This is a genomic window from Mycobacterium sp. PDNC021, from assembly GCF_048282635.1.
In the GTDB taxonomy this organism is placed as follows: Bacteria; Actinomycetota; Actinomycetes; order Mycobacteriales; family Mycobacteriaceae; genus Mycobacterium; species Mycobacterium llatzerense.
Map to the genome: position 1 here is coordinate 34,450 of NZ_CP182502.1, position 15,764 is coordinate 50,213.

At 66.7% G+C, this 15,764-nt stretch carries 17 protein-coding genes; 10 read left to right on the forward strand and 7 right to left on the reverse strand.

What is annotated here, in order from left to right; genetic code table 11:
* Positions 1-12: 12 nt before the first annotated feature.
* The 4 genes from ACNO8X_RS00220 (at position 13) to phoU (ending at position 5,059) form a co-directional block, all read left to right on the forward strand.
* Positions 13-1,014, forward strand: a complete 1,002-nt coding sequence (locus tag ACNO8X_RS00220; protein WP_043390432.1) for an acyl-ACP desaturase — start codon at positions 13-15, stop codon at positions 1,012-1,014.
* Positions 1,002-2,183: a tRNA dihydrouridine synthase DusB gene (gene dusB / locus ACNO8X_RS00225; RefSeq protein ID WP_418006060.1), complete on the forward strand. Its 1,182-nt coding sequence runs from the start codon at positions 1,002-1,004 to the stop codon at positions 2,181-2,183. Before ACNO8X_RS00220 ends, dusB begins: the two co-directional genes overlap by 13 nt.
* 2 nt (positions 2,184-2,185) lie before the next feature.
* Positions 2,186-4,309, forward strand: a complete 2,124-nt coding sequence (locus ACNO8X_RS00230) for an LCP family protein (protein ID WP_418003650.1) — start codon at positions 2,186-2,188, stop codon at positions 4,307-4,309.
* A gap of 78 nt (positions 4,310-4,387) precedes the next feature.
* The gene (gene phoU, locus ACNO8X_RS00235; protein ID WP_418003651.1) at positions 4,388-5,059 is read left to right on the forward strand and encodes a phosphate signaling complex protein PhoU; all 672 of its coding nucleotides are present in this window, start codon (positions 4,388-4,390) and stop codon (positions 5,057-5,059) included.
* 66 nt (positions 5,060-5,125) lie between these two features.
* On the opposite strand, the gene ACNO8X_RS00240 is transcribed toward phoU, so the two are convergent.
* Positions 5,126-5,638, reverse strand: coding sequence for a MarR family transcriptional regulator (locus tag ACNO8X_RS00240; RefSeq protein WP_418003652.1), 513 nt, complete (start codon positions 5,636-5,638; stop codon positions 5,126-5,128).
* 76 nt (positions 5,639-5,714) lie between these two features.
* Between ACNO8X_RS00240 and ACNO8X_RS00245 the strand changes: the two genes are divergently transcribed.
* A complete protein-coding gene (locus tag ACNO8X_RS00245) occupies positions 5,715-6,689 on the forward strand; it encodes a quinone oxidoreductase family protein (protein WP_418003653.1) in 975 nt (324 codons plus the stop codon).
* 338 nt (positions 6,690-7,027) lie between these two features.
* Here ACNO8X_RS00245 and pstB read toward each other — a convergent pair whose 3' ends face one another.
* The 6 genes from pstB to ACNO8X_RS00275 all read right to left on the reverse strand — a co-directional run bounded on the left by pstB (position 7,028) and on the right by ACNO8X_RS00275 (position 12,768).
* Positions 7,028-7,804: a phosphate ABC transporter ATP-binding protein PstB gene (gene pstB / locus ACNO8X_RS00250; protein WP_043987936.1), complete on the reverse strand. Its 777-nt coding sequence runs from the start codon at positions 7,802-7,804 to the stop codon at positions 7,028-7,030.
* 16 nt (positions 7,805-7,820) lie between these two features.
* The gene (pstA, locus tag ACNO8X_RS00255; protein ID WP_418006061.1) at positions 7,821-8,735 is read right to left on the reverse strand and encodes a phosphate ABC transporter permease PstA; all 915 of its coding nucleotides are present in this window, start codon (positions 8,733-8,735) and stop codon (positions 7,821-7,823) included.
* An 8-nt stretch (positions 8,736-8,743) separates the two neighbouring features.
* The gene (pstC, locus tag ACNO8X_RS00260; RefSeq protein ID WP_418003654.1) at positions 8,744-9,775 is read right to left on the reverse strand and encodes a phosphate ABC transporter permease subunit PstC; all 1,032 of its coding nucleotides are present in this window, start codon (positions 9,773-9,775) and stop codon (positions 8,744-8,746) included.
* A gap of 72 nt (positions 9,776-9,847) precedes the next feature.
* Positions 9,848-10,957 (reverse strand): phosphate ABC transporter substrate-binding protein PstS, encoded by a 1,110-nt coding sequence (gene pstS, locus ACNO8X_RS00265; protein WP_418003655.1) that lies wholly within the window; start codon positions 10,955-10,957, stop codon positions 9,848-9,850.
* Between the two features lie 147 nt (positions 10,958-11,104).
* On the reverse strand, positions 11,105-11,995 hold the full coding sequence (gene mshD, locus ACNO8X_RS00270; protein ID WP_418003656.1) for a mycothiol synthase: 891 nt from the start codon (positions 11,993-11,995) through the stop codon (positions 11,105-11,107).
* Positions 11,992-12,768, reverse strand: a complete 777-nt coding sequence (locus ACNO8X_RS00275; RefSeq protein WP_418003657.1) for a winged helix-turn-helix transcriptional regulator — start codon at positions 12,766-12,768, stop codon at positions 11,992-11,994. The genes mshD and ACNO8X_RS00275 overlap by 4 nt, the downstream gene beginning before the upstream one ends.
* Positions 12,769-12,976: 208 nt before the next feature.
* On the opposite strand from ACNO8X_RS00275, the gene lmeA reads away from it, so the two are divergent.
* From lmeA to ACNO8X_RS00300, 5 genes are all read left to right on the forward strand, one after another.
* Positions 12,977-13,774 carry a mannan chain length control protein LmeA gene (lmeA, locus tag ACNO8X_RS00280; protein ID WP_418003658.1) on the forward strand — a complete coding sequence of 266 codons (798 nt, stop codon included), beginning with the start codon at positions 12,977-12,979 and terminating at the stop codon, positions 13,772-13,774.
* On the forward strand, positions 13,771-14,196 hold the full coding sequence (locus ACNO8X_RS00285; RefSeq protein ID WP_418003659.1) for a thioredoxin family protein: 426 nt from the start codon (positions 13,771-13,773) through the stop codon (positions 14,194-14,196). The genes lmeA and ACNO8X_RS00285 overlap by 4 nt, the downstream gene beginning before the upstream one ends.
* Before the next feature lie 29 nt (positions 14,197-14,225).
* Entirely contained in the window at positions 14,226-14,318 is a 93-nt protein-coding gene (locus ACNO8X_RS00290; RefSeq protein WP_366663813.1) for an Ms5788A family Cys-rich leader peptide, read from the forward strand.
* A 103-nt stretch (positions 14,319-14,421) separates the two neighbouring features.
* Positions 14,422-14,889 carry a DUF4395 domain-containing protein gene (locus tag ACNO8X_RS00295; RefSeq protein ID WP_043390400.1) on the forward strand — a complete coding sequence of 156 codons (468 nt, stop codon included), beginning with the start codon at positions 14,422-14,424 and terminating at the stop codon, positions 14,887-14,889.
* Positions 14,890-14,927: 38 nt separating this feature from the next.
* Positions 14,928-15,764 carry a sulfurtransferase gene (locus ACNO8X_RS00300; protein ID WP_043390397.1) on the forward strand — a complete coding sequence of 279 codons (837 nt, stop codon included), beginning with the start codon at positions 14,928-14,930 and terminating at the stop codon, positions 15,762-15,764.

Sequence of the window (15,764 nt, forward strand, 5' to 3'; positions counted from 1 at the left end):
TCGGGAGGCGCGATGACAGCGGAAATGACCGACCTGCAGCTCCTTCATGAGCTCGAACCGGTCGTCGGGACGCTCATCGACCGGCACATGAGCATGCGGAAAGACTGGAACCCCCACGACTACATCCCGTGGAAAGAGGGCAAGAACTACTACGCCCTCGGCGGCCAGGACTGGGACCCGGAGCAGTCCAAGCTGTCCGAGGTCGCCCAGACCGCCATGGTGCAGAACCTGCTGACCGAGGACAACCTGCCGTCCTACCACCGCGAGATCGCGATGAACATGGGCATGGACGGCCCCTGGGGCTTCTGGGTCAACCGCTGGACCGCCGAGGAGAACCGGCACGGCATCGCCCTGCGCGACTACCTCGTGGTCACCCGCAACTGCGACCCGGTCGAGCTGGAGGAACTGCGCGTCGAGCAGGTCACCCGCGGCTTCTCCCCCGGTCAGAACGGCCAGGGCGACCTGTTCGCCGACAAGCTGTTCGAGTCGGTCATCTACGTGTCGTTCCAGGAGCTGGCCACCCGCGTCTCGCACCGCAACACCGGCAAGGCGTGCAACGACCCGGTCGCCGACCAGCTGCTGCAGCGCATCTCGGGTGACGAGAACCTGCACATGATCTTCTACCGCGACATCTCCGCCGCGGGCCTGGACATCGCGCCGAACCAAGCGATGGAGGCGCTGCACCGGGTGCTGCGCAACTTCAGGATGCCCGGTTACACCGTGCCCGACTTCCGCCGCAAGGCCGTCGTCATCGCCGTCGGTGGCGTCTACGACCCGCGGATCCACCTCGATGACGTGGTGATGCCGATCCTGAAGAAGTGGCGGATCTTCGAGCGCGAGGACTTCACCGGTGAGGGCGCCCGGCTGCGCGACGACCTGGGCAAGCTGATCGAGGAGCTCGAGGACACCTGCGAGAAGTTCGAGGTCGCCAAGCAACGCCGTCTGGAGCGCGAGCGCAAGGTCGCCGAGAAGAAGGCGATGAAGAACCTTTTGGTGTCGTCATCAACGTCGTAAGTCCACCGCTAGACGCGGCGCCTTCGGCCCGATCCCTTCGGATCGGGCCGATCTCGTTGCGCTCCCCGGTCGTGCTCGCCCCCATGGCGGGTGTCACGAACGTCGCCTTCCGCACCCTGTGCCGCGAGCAGGAGCTGGCCCGCGTGGGCACCGTGAGTGGCCTGTACGTCTGCGAGATGGTCACCGCGCGTGCGCTGGTCGAGCGGAACGCCTCGACGCTGCACATGACGACGTTCGCGCCCGAGGAATCACCCCGCTCGCTGCAGCTCTACACCGTCGACCCGGCCACCACCTACGCGGCCGCCAAGATGATCGTCGACGAGAACATGGCCGACCACATCGACATGAACTTCGGCTGCCCGGTGCCCAAGGTCACCCGGCGCGGCGGTGGTTCGGCCCTGCCCTACAAGCGCAAGCTGTTCGGCCAGATCGTAGGAGCGGCAGTCGCCGCCACGGCCGGCACCGACATCCCGGTCACCGTGAAGTTCCGGGTCGGGATCGACGACGCCCACCACACCCACCTCGATGCCGGCCGGATCGCCGCCGAGGAGGGTGCCGCGGCCGTCGCGCTGCACGCCCGCACCGCGTCGCAGCGCTACTCAGGCACAGCCGACTGGGACCAGATCGCGGCCCTGAAAGCCCACGTCACCGGTATTCCTGTGCTCGGCAACGGCGACATCTTCGACGCCGACGATGCACTGCGGATGATGGCCGAGACCGGGTGCGACGGCGTCGTCATCGGCCGCGGTTGCCTGGGCCGGCCCTGGCTGTTCGCCGAATTGTCGGCGGCATTCAACGGGCAGCCTCGCCCCACTCCGCCTACCCTCGGCGAGATCGCGAACATCATTCGCCGCCATGGCCAGCTCCTCGCCGATCATTTCGGCGAGGACAAAGGCATGCGCGACATCCGCAAGCACGTCGCCTGGTACCTGCACGGCCTGCCCGCCGGCACCGACCTGCGCCGCGCACTGGCTCTGGTCAAGACCCAGGCCGAGCTGGATGAGCTCCTCACCCAACTCGATTCGGATGTACCGTTCCCGAACTGCGCCGAAGGCCCACGTGGCCGGCAGGGCTCACCGGGTTCGGTGGTGCTGCCCGAAGGCTGGCTCGACGATCCCGACGACTGCACGGTGCCGTTCGGCGCCGACCTGGTCAACTCCGGCGGGTAGACGTGAGCGACCGCGACCGGACCACCCCCGGTGAGGGTGACGGCGATGCTGCCGGCGACAACCCTTGGGTAACGCGCACGACGCGGGCCTCGGGGCCGGTCCGGGCGCCGTGGGAACGGGCCGGTCACCTGCCGGATCAACCGGACGACGAGGTCACCGGCAGCCACGGCAGCGGTGGCGTCACGGTCGCCGAACTCATCGCGCGACTCTCGGGTGGCTCAGTGCCACCGGCGCAGGCCAGCATCGAGGCGCCACCCCCGGCGCCGTCGCCACCCAAGACACCGGTGCCGCGCCAGCCTGCCCCGAAGCCGGTACCCCCGCCGCGTCCCGCACCGAAGCCCGAGCCCGTCAGCCCGGCGCCGGCGGCCGAGGTGCCTGTGCGCCCCACTCGCCGTCAGCCCGAATCGGACCCCGCCACGGAAGTTTTCGGCGCGTTGGTGCCGTTGGCCGACCCGGTCGAGCTGCCCGAGCGGCCGCGCGCCGTGGTGCGCACCGACGTGCGGAACTACATCGACCATCCGGAGCGCGACCATCCGGAGCGGCCGACGCATGCCGACGCTCCCCCGCCCGTCGATCACCACACCCGCCATCGGTTCGCGATCGCAGGCCGAATCATCGTCGCGCTGGCCGCCGTCATCGCGCTGTCGATGACCGGTGCTGCCTGGCAGTGGCAGAACATCAAGAACAACAGCATGAACCGGGTCTCGGCGCTGGACCTCAACTCCCGCGACATCGTCGACCCCAACGCGCAGTTCGGCGACGAGAACTTCCTGATCGTCGGCGTGGACAGCCGCTACGGCCAGAACGCCGACATGGGTGCCGGTACCACCGAAGAGGCGGGTGGCGCGCGCTCCGACACGATCATGCTGGTGAACATCCCGGCGAACCGCAAACGTGTTGTGGCGGTGTCGTTCCCGCGCGACCTGGCCATCAAGTCGACGCTGTGCGAAGCCTGGGATCCGAAGACCGGCGCCTACGGGCCCATCTACGACGAAGACACCAAAAGCTATGGGTCCGACCAGGTTTACACCGAGACCAAGCTGAATTCGGCCTACTCGTTCGGTGGCCCCAAGTGCCTGGTCAAGGTGATCCAGAAGCTCTCCGGGCTGTCGGTAAACCGTTTCATGGCAGTCGATTTCGCCGGCTTCTCCAAACTCGTCGACGCGGTCGGCGGCGTCGAAGTCTGTAGCCCCACACCCCTCGAGGACTACGAGCTGGGCACCGTGCTGGACCACTCCGGCCGCCAGGTCATCGACGGTCATACCGCGCTGCAGTACGTGCGAGCCCGCCAGGTGACCACCGAGGTCAACGGCGACTACGGCCGGATCAAGCGCCAGCAGATGTTCCTGTCCTCACTGCTGCGGTCCATGATCTCCAAGGACACCTTCTTCAACCTCGGCAAGCTCAACAACGTCGTCAACCTGTTCATCGACGACTCCTCGGTCGACAACGTCACCACCAAGGATCTCGTTCAGCTGGGCCAGTCCATCCAGGGCGTCAGCGCGGGCCGCGTCACCTTCGTCACGGTGCCCACCGGCGTCACCGACTCCGAAGGCAACGAACCACCAAGGGTCGACGACATGCGCGCGCTGTTCGACGCGATCATCGACGACGACCCGCTGCCCGAGGAACGCAACGCCGACAGCACCCCGGTGCCCAGCACGTCGGCCGCGCCGAGCACCACGTCAGCCAACTCGGACGCCGAACAGGTCGACACCACGACGACCGATCCGAGCCAGGTCACGGTCCGGGTGTCCAACTCGACCGGCCAGGACGGCTTGGCCGCAACCGCGACCAAGGAACTCGAGCAGCACGGCTTCACCGTCACCTCCCCGGACGACTACCAGGGCCAGGTGACGTCGACGACGGTGTTCTTCTCCGCGGGCCACGAGCAGGCCGCCGCGACGGTGGCGTCATCGTTGCCCAACGCCCATGTCGAGCGGGTATCGGGCCTGGGAGACGTGGTGCGCGTGGTGCTCGGGACCGATTTCACCTCGGTGGGCACCCCGACAACCAGCGGCTCGGCGGCCCAGATGCGGGTCACCCACGGCAGCCTCTCCGGCGAGCCCACCAAGCTGCCGGAGGACCTCAGCATCACCAATGCGGCCGACACCAGCTGCAAATAGCACCTGACCAATCCCATTCACCGGGCGTTCATTGCCAGATCACGGCATGTCCAAGGGCCAGAAAGTAGGCTGGAGCCCATGCGTACCGCGTACCACGAGCAACTCGATAGCCTTACCAACCGCCTAGGCGAGATGTGCGGACTGGCCGGTGTTGCCATGGAGCGCGCGACCCAGGCCCTGCTGCAGGCCGACCTGGTGCTGGCCGAGCAGGTCATCTCCGACCACGAACAGATCGCCACGATGAGCGCGCACGCCGAAGAACAGGCGTTCGTCCTGCTGGCTCTACAGTCGCCGGTCGCCGGTGACCTGCGGTCCGTCGTCGGCTCGATCCAGATCGTCGCCGACGTCGACCGCATGGGCGCGCTGGCGCTGCACGTCGCCAAGATCGCCCGCCGGCGCCACCCACAGCACGCGCTGCCCGAGGAGGTCAACGGCTACTTCGCCGAAATGGGCCGCCTGGCAGTCGAATTGGGCAACACCGCACAAGAGGTGCTGCTCACCCGGGACCCGGAGCGCGCCGCCCGCATCCAAGAAGAAGACGACGCGATGGATGACCTGCACCGTCATCTGTTCAGCGTGATGATGGATCGCGAATGGAAGCACGGAGTAACCGCGGCCGTCGACGTGACGCTGCTCAGCCGCTTCTACGAGCGCTTCGCCGACCACGCGGTCGAGGTCGCCCGCCGGGTGATTTTCCAGGTCACCGGCCGTTTCTCCGACGATATCGACGGCCTGCCCACCATCCGCTAGGTCTTCACCTCGGTTTCACTCGCGAGCAGACGTAAAACTGTCGTTTTCACACGGAAAATGACAGTTTTACGACTGCTCGGCAGGTACCAGCCGCACGCCGTCCCGGCCCGCGGCCAGCAGGTCCTGCAGCATCTTCGCCAGCACCGACAGTTCCGCAGCGGTGTAGCGCGACAGGAAGTCGTGCCGGCCGGCATCCATTTCGTCGTGCATGCGCTGGTGCACCTCGATGACCAGCTCCCCGTCTGACGTGGGGGTCAGCTGCAGCTCCTTGCGGTTACCCGGCACCGGCGAGCGGGTGACCAGACCGGCGTCGACAAGGCGCTGCACATGCTTGGATACCGTGCCCTTGAGTTGGTCGGCGCGGGCTGCCAGGCCCACCACGCTGATCGGCCCGTCGGCGAGTACCGCCAGCAGATGCATGCTGAGTGTGGGTAGTTCACGCGCGGTGCGTTCCAGCCGCGCTGGGCAGTGTTCGGCGAGGTAATCGCGCTCGGCATCGCCCTCGTCGTTGTCGAACTTATCCCCGACCGCACCGACCAGCGCACCGATCTCGGTGATCAGCGCTGACTTGGTTTTCACGGAAACCATCTTGCCATCCGGGCGGCGCTCGGCATATAGTTTCCGGAGAAACTATATGCCGAGCCGAGGAGCACACATGAAGGCAGCGGTCGTGCACGAGTGGGGCCAGCAACCCCGGTATCTGGATTTCCCCGAACCCCCGCCGCGCGACGGCGCTGTCGTCGCCGCCGTGGAGGCGTCTGCGCTGACCAACCTCAGCCGCATGGTGATCATGGGAAAGCACTACAGCAGCAAGGAAATTCAGCTGCCCGCCATCGCCGGAGTGGACGGCATCGCCCGCCTGGACGACGGCACCCGGGTCTACACCGGGTCACTGGCGCCGTACGGGTTGATGGCCGAACGCACCCTCGTCGTCCCGGCCGGCGGTGTCCCGGTGCCCGAGCACGTCGACTCGGTGACGGCCGCCGCGGTACCCAATCCCGGTATGTCGGCATGGATGAGCCTGGACTACGCCGCCCAGACCAAACCCGGCGACCACGTGCTGATCCTCGGCGCCACGGGCGTCACGGGGTCGCTGGCCGTGCAGTTGGCCAAGTTCGTGTTCGGGGCGGGGCGCGTCGTGGTCGCGGGCCGCAATCCCGAGCGGCTGGACTGGCTCCGCACCGTCGGAGCCGACGACGTCATCGCGCTCGGAACCGACGATCTCACCGAAAGCGTTGTGGCCCAGCACTCGGCGCGGCCGTTCGACGCCGTCATCGACTACCTGTGGGGCACGCCCGCACAGCAGACCCTGGCGGCTCTGGCGGCCGCGCATTCGTCGACGCATTTCCACGCCACCCGTTTCATCCAGGTCGGCTCGATGACCGGCGCGAGTATCAGTGTCGACGCTGCGACGTTGCGCAGCACCGGAATTACCCTGCAGGGCGTGGGCATCGGCAGCGTCCCGCCCGAGGCCCTGCTGCGCGCCCGCACCGAAGGCTTGCCGCGATTGTTCGCGATGCTCGCGGCCGGCGAGTTGCAACTGACCACCGTCGCCCGCCCACTGGCCGACATCGAAAACGTCTGGGCGGCAAAGGAACCCTCCGGCACCCGCGTCGTCATCACGCCCTAGGGGTCATTTCCGGTCCCGAACCCCGGGAGAGGTCCGCGAGTTCAATCTCGATGGCAATGTGCCGGTGGTGATTGAACTCAGGGACCTCGGATGGCCTGAAAAAGTACCTGTGTTCAATCACGGCGGCCGCGCCTCCACGGTGATTGAAACCACGTACTTCTGTGGCCAGACCGTCGTTGAGTTATCGCGTCGCTGCTGTTGATCGTGCACCGACGTCGACAAGAGTTCGCAACGTCGGACCCACGGATGTGCTCGCAAGCAGTCCCCCACAGGGGGTCCCCCCGCGAAAACCCCCAAATCTCTCTCGGGATTTGGGAGTTTTCACGTCTGCTCGGGGATTACCCGAAGCGGCCGGAGATGTAGTCCTCGGTGGCTTTCTTGGACGGGTTCGAGAAGATCTTCTCGGTGTCGTCGATCTCGACCAGCATGCCGGGCTTGCCGGTGGCTTCGAGGTTGAAGAACGCCGTCTGATCACTCACGCGCGCCGCCTGCTGCATGTTGTGCGTGACGATCACAATGGTGAAGTCCTGCTTCAGTTCTGAGATCAGGTCCTCGATGGCGAGCGTCGAGATCGGGTCCAGTGCCGAGCAGGGCTCGTCCATCAGCAGCACATCGGGCTGCACGGCGATCGCGCGGGCGATGCAGAGCCGCTGCTGCTGGCCGCCGGACAGGCCGCCGCCCGGCTTCTCGAGCCGGTCCTTGACCTCGTTCCACAGGTTGGCACCCTTGAGCGACCGCTCGGCGACCTCGTCGAGCGTTTTCTTGTTGCGCACACCCTGCAGCTTCAGCCCGGCCACCACGTTGTCGCGAATGGACATGGTGGGGAACGGGTTCGGACGCTGGAACACCATGCCGATGGTCTTGCGGACGCCGACCGGGTCCACGCCCGCGGCGTAGATGTCGTCACCGTCGAGCAGCACCGATCCGGTGGCGCGTGCGCCCGGGATCACCTCGTGCATACGGTTCAGGGTGCGCAGCACCGTGGACTTGCCACAGCCCGACGGCCCGATGAACGCGGTGACGCTGCGCGGCTCCACCGACAGCGAGACGGACGCCACGGCGTGGAACGAGCCGTAGTAGATATTGAGATCCTTGAGATCAAGCCGTTTGGCCATTAACCCGCACTCCTGCTCAAACTTTTTTCGGGGCAAAGAACTTGGCGCACAACCGCGCTGCCACGTTCAGCAGAGCGATCAGCAGCACCAGGGTCAGTGCCGCTCCCCACATCCGGTCGGTGGGGACCTCGTTGGCGCCCGCGCCGGCGCCGATCTGGTCGTACATCATGCCGGGCAGCGAGCCCATGAAGCCGCCGAACATGTCGAAGTTCATGGCTTGGGCGTAGCCCACCAGAACCAGCAACGGCGCCGTCTCGCCCATGACGCGAGCCAGGGACAGCATGACGCCCGTGAGGATGCCCGACAGCGCTGTCGGAATGACAATGCGCACAATGGTTTTCCACTTGGGAATGCCCAGTGCGTAGCTGGCCTCACGCAGATCCATCGGGACGATGCGCAGCATCTCCTCGGTGGACCGCACGATGACCGGGATCATCAACAGCACCAACGCCAGCGACACCGCGAAACCGGTGCGCTGGAAGCCGAGAGTGGCCACCCACAGCGCGTAGATGAACAGTGCGGCGACGATCGACGGAACACCGGTGAGGATGTCGACCATGAAAGTGGTGAGCTTGCCCAGCTTGGTGCCGCCGCCGTACTCGACCAGATACACCGCGACCAGCACGCCGATCGGGATGGAGATGACGGCGCATACGAGAGCCTGCAGCACGGTGCCGACGATCGCGTGGTAGACACCGCCGCCCTCCACGAACGCGGTCATGCCGGACTGCGAATTGGTGAACCAGTCCGCCGACGTGAGGGCCTTATAACCCTTGGTGACAACGGAATACAGCACCCACACCAGCGGGATCAGCGCCAACAGCACCGACATGCTGACCAACACGGTGGCCAGCTTGTCGACCACCTTGCGGCGCAGGCCCACCCCTTCGAAGGACTGGTGCTTGACCGGCCGATCCAGCATCGCGGCCATCTTGGCGTTCATTTCGCTCCCCTGCCGGCCACCGCGGCGCGTGCCGCGGAGTTCACCACGAAGGTGAGAATGAACAGCACCAGACCGGCGGCGATGTAGGCGCCGGCCTTGAACTGGTCGTTGAATTCGCTTGCGGTGGCGGCGATCTTGCTGGCGAACGTGTAGCCGCCGTCGAACAGCGTCCAGCTGAACTGGGTCTGGGTACCGCGCAGGATGATCAGCAGCGCGATGGTCTCACCGAGAGCGCGGCCCAGGCCGAGCATGGCACCGCTGATGTAGCCCGACAGACCGAACGGCAGCACCGTGGTGCGGACGACTTCCCAGCGGGTGGCGCCCAGCGCCAGCGCGGCCTCGATCTGGCCACGCGGCGTCTGAGTGAAGACCTCGCGGCTAACCGCGGTGATGATCGGCAGGATCATCACCGCGAGCACGATGCCCGCGGTGAAGATGGTGCCGCCACCGGCGACCGAGGCGTTGCCGGTCTTGAACAGGAACAGCCAGCCCAGATCCTTGTTGAGCCACAACGCAAACGGCTTGATCACCGGGGCCAGCACGTACAGGCCCCAGACGCCGTAGACGATCGATGGCACCGCGGCCAGCAGGTCCACCATGTACGACAGCGGACCGGCCGTCTTGCGAGGGGCGTACTGCGTCACGAAGATCGCGATACCCAAGGCGACGGGCATTGCGATCAGCAGCGCGAACACCGACACGAAGACGGTGACCTGCAGCAGATCGAAGATGCCGAAGTGCATCGCCGACGTGTCGGTGGTGACCCAGTTGCCGCCGAAGGTGAAGAAGTTCTCCTTGTTGCGGGCCAGCGCCGGGATCGCGCGCCACAGCAGGAAGACGCCGATGGCCGCGATGAGCGCGACGATCAGTACGCCCGAGCCCTCGGCGAGCAGACGGAAAATCCGGTCGCCCAGGCGAACTTTCGAGCCCTTCAGCGGGTCGAGAGACACCGGCGTCGGCTCCGGGAAGGGTGCGGCGAGCGCCTCACCCGACCCCGCGTCGGCTGGATTCGGTGTTGTCACTGTCATCCTGTCAGGAACCTAACGGTCGTGGGCTCCGGTTCCATCCTCACCGGGATGGAACCGGAGCGCCAGTGCTGCTTAAGCGATTGCGTCAACCGACTGCAGCAGACGCGCCTTGAAGGCGTCGGGCAGCGGAATGTAGCCCGCCTTCGACAGGTTGGCCTGGCCCTGGTTGGCCGCCACCTTCAGGAACGACTTGACCGCAGCGGCGGTGTCGGCGTCGTAACCCTTGGAGCAGACGATCTCGTAGGTGGCCAGCACCAGCGGGTAGGCGCCGGCTTCCTTGGTCGAGTACAGCGACTTCAGGTCCAGCGCCAGGTCGTTGCCGTCCTTGGCGAACTTGGCGGCGGCGATGGCCTTCTTGGCGTTGTCATCGGTCAGTTCGACTGCGCCCGAACCGGTGTCGATCTGCGCAAACGGCAGGCCCGCGGCCGCGGCCGGGCTCTTCTCGACGTAGCCGATGGCACCCGGGGTGGCCTGCACGGCCTGCACGACGCCGGCCGACTTCTGCGCGCCTTCACCGGCGCCGCCCTGGAACTCGCTGCCTGCGCCCTTCTTCCAGCTCTCCGGAGCCGCGGCGGCCAGGTACTTCTGGAAGTTGTCGGTGGTACCCGACGAGTCCGAGCGGTAGACCGGCTTGATGTCGATGTCCGGCAGGGTGGTGCCGGCGTTCAGCGCGGCGATGGCCGGGTCGTTCCACTTCTTGATCTCGCCCTGGAAGATCTTGGCCAGCACGTCGGCGTTGACGACGAGCTTGCTCACGCCTTCGAGGTGGTAGGCCATCGCGACGGGGCCGAAGACCAGCGGCAGGTTCCACGCCGGGTTGCCGCCGCAGCGCTCGGCAGCCTTCTCGACCTGCTCCTTGGCCAGCGCCGAGTCGGAGCCGGCGAAGTCCACCTGCTTGGCGATGAACTGCTGGCGGCCGGCGCCCGAGCCGGTGCCGTTGTAGGACAGGGTCTTGCCCGAGCAGACCTGGCCCCAGGCCTTGTTGAACTCGGCGATCGCGTTCTGCTGCGCGGTCGAGCCCTCGGCGGTCAGCGCGTTCTTGCCGCCGCACTCCGCGGCGGAACCGGAGGTCGACGACGCGGTGCTGGACTTGTTGTCGTTGCCACACGCGGTCATGCCAACGGCAAGCGACGCGGCCGCTGCGGTGACGACGAGTGCTTTACCGATGATGGTGAACTTCACGGGTCCTCTTTCGGTGTCGGCCGATGGTCGGCTTCAAGGGTCGGCTTCCGACTCCCGCGCAACGTATGCGGCCGTGGTGGACGTATTCCTGATGCGGAATGAACACGGGGTGAACACGGTCAGCGACTTTTCAGCCAACTCGCCGTTTCAGCTAACGGTCGACGCTCCGGCGTACGCGACATCGGCGCTGTACAGCTCGAACCCGAGACGTTGATACGTCTTCACCGCCGCAGTGTTGTCTGCCTCGACATACAGCAGTACTGTCCCGTCGGTTCCCAAGCGGTCGGCCAGATAGTTCAGCCCGGCCAGCGTCAGCAACGCACCGAGCCCGCGGCCCTGCGCGTCGGGGCCGACCCCGACGACGTACACCTCGCCGAGCCCGGAACCTGGGTGAATCTTCGTCCAGTGGAAGCCGAGCAACCGTTCCCCGGCGAGATCCGCGGCGTCATAGGCCAGGAACAACCCCGCCGGGTCGAACCACGACTCACCCCGGCGCTCGTCCACGTCAGCCTGCGTCCAGCCGCCCTGCTCGGGGTGCCAATGGAACGCGGCGTTGTTGACGCGCAGCAGTTCGGTGTCGACCTCGGGTCCGGGATAGGTGGTCAGCCGAACCCCGGGCGCATCGGAGAGCGGCGGCAGCGCCGACAACGAGCGGCGCATCTGCCACAGCTCGCGCACCGCCGTCAGGCCGAGTGCCGAGGCGGTGGCGCACGCGGCATCGAGGTTGCCGTGCGCCCAGATTCGGGTGTCCGGACCGCCGGCGGCCAGGCCCGTGCGGATCAGGTCGCTGCCGATCCCGCGGCGCCGCGCCGGGGCGGCGACGACGGCCTCGGCCATGTCCGGCGCAAGGTTCAGATAGCCGACCAACTCACCGGAGTCATGGGCCAGCAGATGCCGGGTCCGGTCCAACGGCAGCTCCCGCAGCACCTGGTCCCCCACCGGGGCCACCCCGTCGGCGGCAGTCGCGGCCGCGACGAGTGCGCGGATGCCGGCCTGATGGTCAGCGCTCAGCGCGGTGTGCCAGGTCAGTTCCGTCACTGGGCGGGCAGGGTCTGGCGAGCATCAGGCCCGGTTTCGACGGCGTCGGCGTCGTCCTCGTCTTCGACGTCGTCGACCGCCTCAGCGGCACCATTGGTGCGGCCGCGCGCGGGCCGGACGGCCTTGTAGCCGACGTTGCGGACGGTCCCGATCAGCGACTCGTAGTCAGGGCCGAGCTTGGCGCGCAGGCGCCGCACGTGCACGTCGACGGTGCGGGTGCCGCCGAAGAAGTCGTAGCCCCACACCTCCTGGAGCAGCTGGGCGCGGGTGAACACCCGGCCGGCGTGCTGGGCCAGGTACTTCAGCAGCTCGAATTCCTTGTAGGTCAGGTCAAGGGGCTTGCCACGCAGCCGGGCTGTGTAGGTGCCCTCGTCGATGACCAGCTCACCGAGGGTGATCTTGCCGGCGCTCTGCTGGTCGGCGACGCCGTTGCGGCGTCCCACCAGTAGTCGCAGCCGGGCGTCGATCTCGGCGGGCCCGGTGCCGGGCAGCAGGATTTCGTCGATACCCCACTCGATGTTGACGGCCACCAGACCGCCTTCGTTGACCACCGCCACGACGGGTACGGATGCGCCGGTGCTACCCAGCAGACGACAGAGTCCGCGGGCGGCCGCGAGATCGGTGCGCGCGTCGACGATCGCCACGTCGGCGTTGCCGGCTTCCAGCAACGACGACACCTCGGTGGGTGCCGGCCGCACGTTGTGCGGCAACAGCGCCAGCGCCGGAAGTACCGACTCCGGGTGCGGGTCGACGGTCAATAGCAGAAGATCCAACGGGTCCTCCAGTGCGTCCGGAGCCGCACCGGACCGTTCCCGGCGACGACGCTGTCGCGGTTCGATCCAGCTTGACTCCGGAGAATCATGGCTGACACATGGCCGTTACCGGCCAAGATCACCTAACGATAGCTTGCCACCTGCGATTTAGCGGCTTGGAACGGCCGGTCGCGGCACTGCGTGGCTGGGCGTACGCCAGAATGTCCGGATGCGCAAGGTGATGACTCGGCTGCTGATCCCGGTGGCCGTGCTGATCCTCGTGGTCGTCGGCACCGATTTCGGGTTCGCGATCTTCGCCGAATACCGGATGGCCCGCAGCGTCCGGACCGCGGCGCACCTGCACTTCGATCCGTGGGTCGCGATCCTCGGGTTCCCGTTCGGACCGCAGGCCGTGCGCGGCGAGTACGACGAGGTGGAGATCAAGGCGGGCAGCGTCTCACATCCCGTCGCCGGCAAGGTGTCGCTGGAAGCCACCATGTACGACATGGTCTCGTCGCCGAAGTCCTGGCTGATCGGACCCGACGCCAAGCTCTCGGCGTCCAAGCTGGAGAGCCGCATCATCATCGACTCCACCCACGTCGGCCGCTTCATGGGCATCAAGGATCTACTGGTGGAGGCCCCGCCGAACGAGACCGACGATGCGACCGGCGGCACCACTGAGTCCGGCATCTCCAACAGCCACGGGCTGGTGTTCACCGGCACCCCGACCGCAGCGGGCCTCGACAAGCGCGTCAGCGTCGCGGTGGATCTGTCGATCACCGGCGCCGACCACACCAACCTGGTGTTCACGGCCACCGAGGTGCTCACCGGCCCGGGTACCGCCGAGCGGCAGGTGCCCGACGACAAGAAGGCCGCGGTGTTCCGCGCCTTCTCCACCACGATGCCGGGGATGAAGCTGCCGTTCGGGCTGGCCCCGACCAGCGAGGGCGCGCGCGGCTCCGACGTCATCATCGAAGGCATCACAACGGGAGTAACCGTGCCCCTGGATGGGTTCAGACAGTCATGAACTCCACCGTTCTGGTGCTGACGGTCCTGGTCGCCGCCCTCGGGATCGCGTACATCGTCGGCCGGCTGCTGACCCTGCGTGCCGGGCTGATGAGGGAAGTCCCGCCGGCCGAACCGTCCGCCGAAAACGACAACGCCGATCTCGGCCTGTCCACCACCGGCCCGACCGTCGTGCATTTCAGCGCAACATGGTGCGGACCGTGCGCGGCCGTCCGCCGCGTCGTCGACCAGGTGTGCGGCGAGCTCGGGGTCGCGCACGTCGAGATCGACCTGGACGCCAATCCTGTTGCGGCCCGACGACTGTCGGTGCTCTCACTGCCGACGACGTTCATCTTCGACGCCTCGGGGCAGCAGCGGTACCGCACCGCGGGGGTCCCGAAATCCGCTGACCTGCGGGATGCCCTGCTACCGCTGTTGGCTTGAGCACCCCGTCGTTGGGTAAGCTGTCTGCCGTGTTGTCCCCCCGCGAGCTCCTGCTCACCAAGCGTCGCGCAGTTGATCTGTGCCGCGTTGCGGGTTGTTGCTGTTGTTGTTGTAGCTGCTGAGAGTCGCGCCGTCGTTTCGTGTTGCGCTCCGAGGAGCTTTCCGCGGCGGGCCGCGAATCAAACTCTGCGGCCGCCTCCGTTTACCAACAACAGGAGCTTTCCCATGTCAGACAATTCCATCGAAACCCCGCAGGTCGACGTGCGTGGACCCCGCTTCGCAGCCTGGGTCACCACCGGCGTGCTGATCGCTGCGCTGCTGGTCTCGGCCGCGAGCCCGATCGCCGCAGCCGTGATTCTCGGCATTCAGGCCGTGGTGTTCGCGATCGGTGCGGTCGGCGGACCGCGCAAGCACCCGTACGGCCGCATCTTCGCCACCTTCATCGCGCCGCGGCTGGCGCCGGTGACCGAGAAGGAACCGGTCGCGCCGCTGAAGTTCGCCCAGCTCGTCGGGCTGCTGTTCGCCATCGCCGGTACCGTCGGCTTCGCGACGGGCATCACCGCACTCGGCCTGGGTGCCACAGCCTTCGCGCTGATCGCCGCATTCCTCAACGCCGCCTTCGGCATCTGCCTGGGCTGCCAGATCTACCCCCTGGTGGCGCGACTGCGCCGCACGGCGATCCCCGCCACCTGACCCGCTAGAGCTCAAAAGCAACCGAAAGGAATTCGTACATGGCACGTTCCGACGTCCTGGTCTCGACCGAATGGGCCGAGAACAACCTCGACACCGCCGGCGTGGTGTTCGTCGAGGTCGACGAGAACACCAGCGCCTACGACGACGAGGGGCACATCCCCGGCGCCGTCAAGCTGGACTGGCGCGATGATCTGCAGGACTCGGTCAAGCGTGACTTCGTCGACCAGCAGCAGTTCTCGAAGCTGTTGTCCGACAAGGGCATCAGCAACGACGACACCGTCGTCCTGTACGGCGGCAACAACAACTGGTTCGCGGCCTACGCCTACTGGTACTTCAAGCTGTACGGCCATGGCGACGTCAAGCTGCTCGACGGCGGCCGCAAGCGCTGGGAGCTCGACGACCGCCCATTGGTCAAGGACGCGACCGTCCGCGCTGCCACGTCGTACGAGGCCAAGCCGATCGACAACAGCATCCGCGCGTTCCGCGACGAGGTGATCGACGCGATCAACACCAAGAACCTGGTCGACGTGCGTTCCCCCGACGAGTTCTCCGGCAAGATTCTGGCTCCGGCTCACCTCCCGCAGGAGCAGAGCCAGCGCCCCGGCCACGTGCCGAGCGCCATCAACGTGCCGTGGAGCCGGGCCGCCAACGACGACGGCACCTTCAAGTCCGACGAGGAGCTGGCCAAGATCTACGCCGACGCCGGCCTCGACGGCGAGAAGGAGACCATCGCTTACTGCCGCATCGGTGAGCGCTCGTCGCACACCTGGTTCGTGCTGCAGGAGTTGCTCGGCCACCGGAATGTAAAGAACTACGACGGCAGTTGGACCGAATACGGCTCCCTGGTGGGTGCCCCGATCGAGTTGGGAAACTGA

Bases quoted from the DNA above. Each gene is read 5' to 3' on its own strand.
- ACNO8X_RS00220 (WP_043390432.1), top strand. From the start codon at position 13: ATGACAGCGGAAATGACCGACCTGCAGCTCCTTCATGAGCTCGAACCG.
- phoU (WP_418003651.1), top strand. From the start codon at position 4,388: ATGCGTACCGCGTACCACGAGCAACTCGATAGCCTTACCAACCGCCTA.
- ACNO8X_RS00245 (WP_418003653.1), top strand. From the start codon at position 5,715: ATGAAGGCAGCGGTCGTGCACGAGTGGGGCCAGCAACCCCGGTATCTG.
- pstB (WP_043987936.1), bottom strand. From the start codon at position 7,804: ATGGCCAAACGGCTTGATCTCAAGGATCTCAATATCTACTACGGCTCG.
- pstA (WP_418006061.1), bottom strand. From the start codon at position 8,735: ATGGCCGCGATGCTGGATCGGCCGGTCAAGCACCAGTCCTTCGAAGGG.
- pstC (WP_418003654.1), bottom strand. From the start codon at position 9,775: ATGACAGTGACAACACCGAATCCAGCCGACGCGGGGTCGGGTGAGGCG.
- lmeA (WP_418003658.1), top strand. From the start codon at position 12,977: ATGCGCAAGGTGATGACTCGGCTGCTGATCCCGGTGGCCGTGCTGATC.
- ACNO8X_RS00285 (WP_418003659.1), top strand. From the start codon at position 13,771: ATGAACTCCACCGTTCTGGTGCTGACGGTCCTGGTCGCCGCCCTCGGG.
- ACNO8X_RS00295 (WP_043390400.1), top strand. From the start codon at position 14,422: ATGTCAGACAATTCCATCGAAACCCCGCAGGTCGACGTGCGTGGACCC.
- ACNO8X_RS00300 (WP_043390397.1), top strand. From the start codon at position 14,928: ATGGCACGTTCCGACGTCCTGGTCTCGACCGAATGGGCCGAGAACAAC.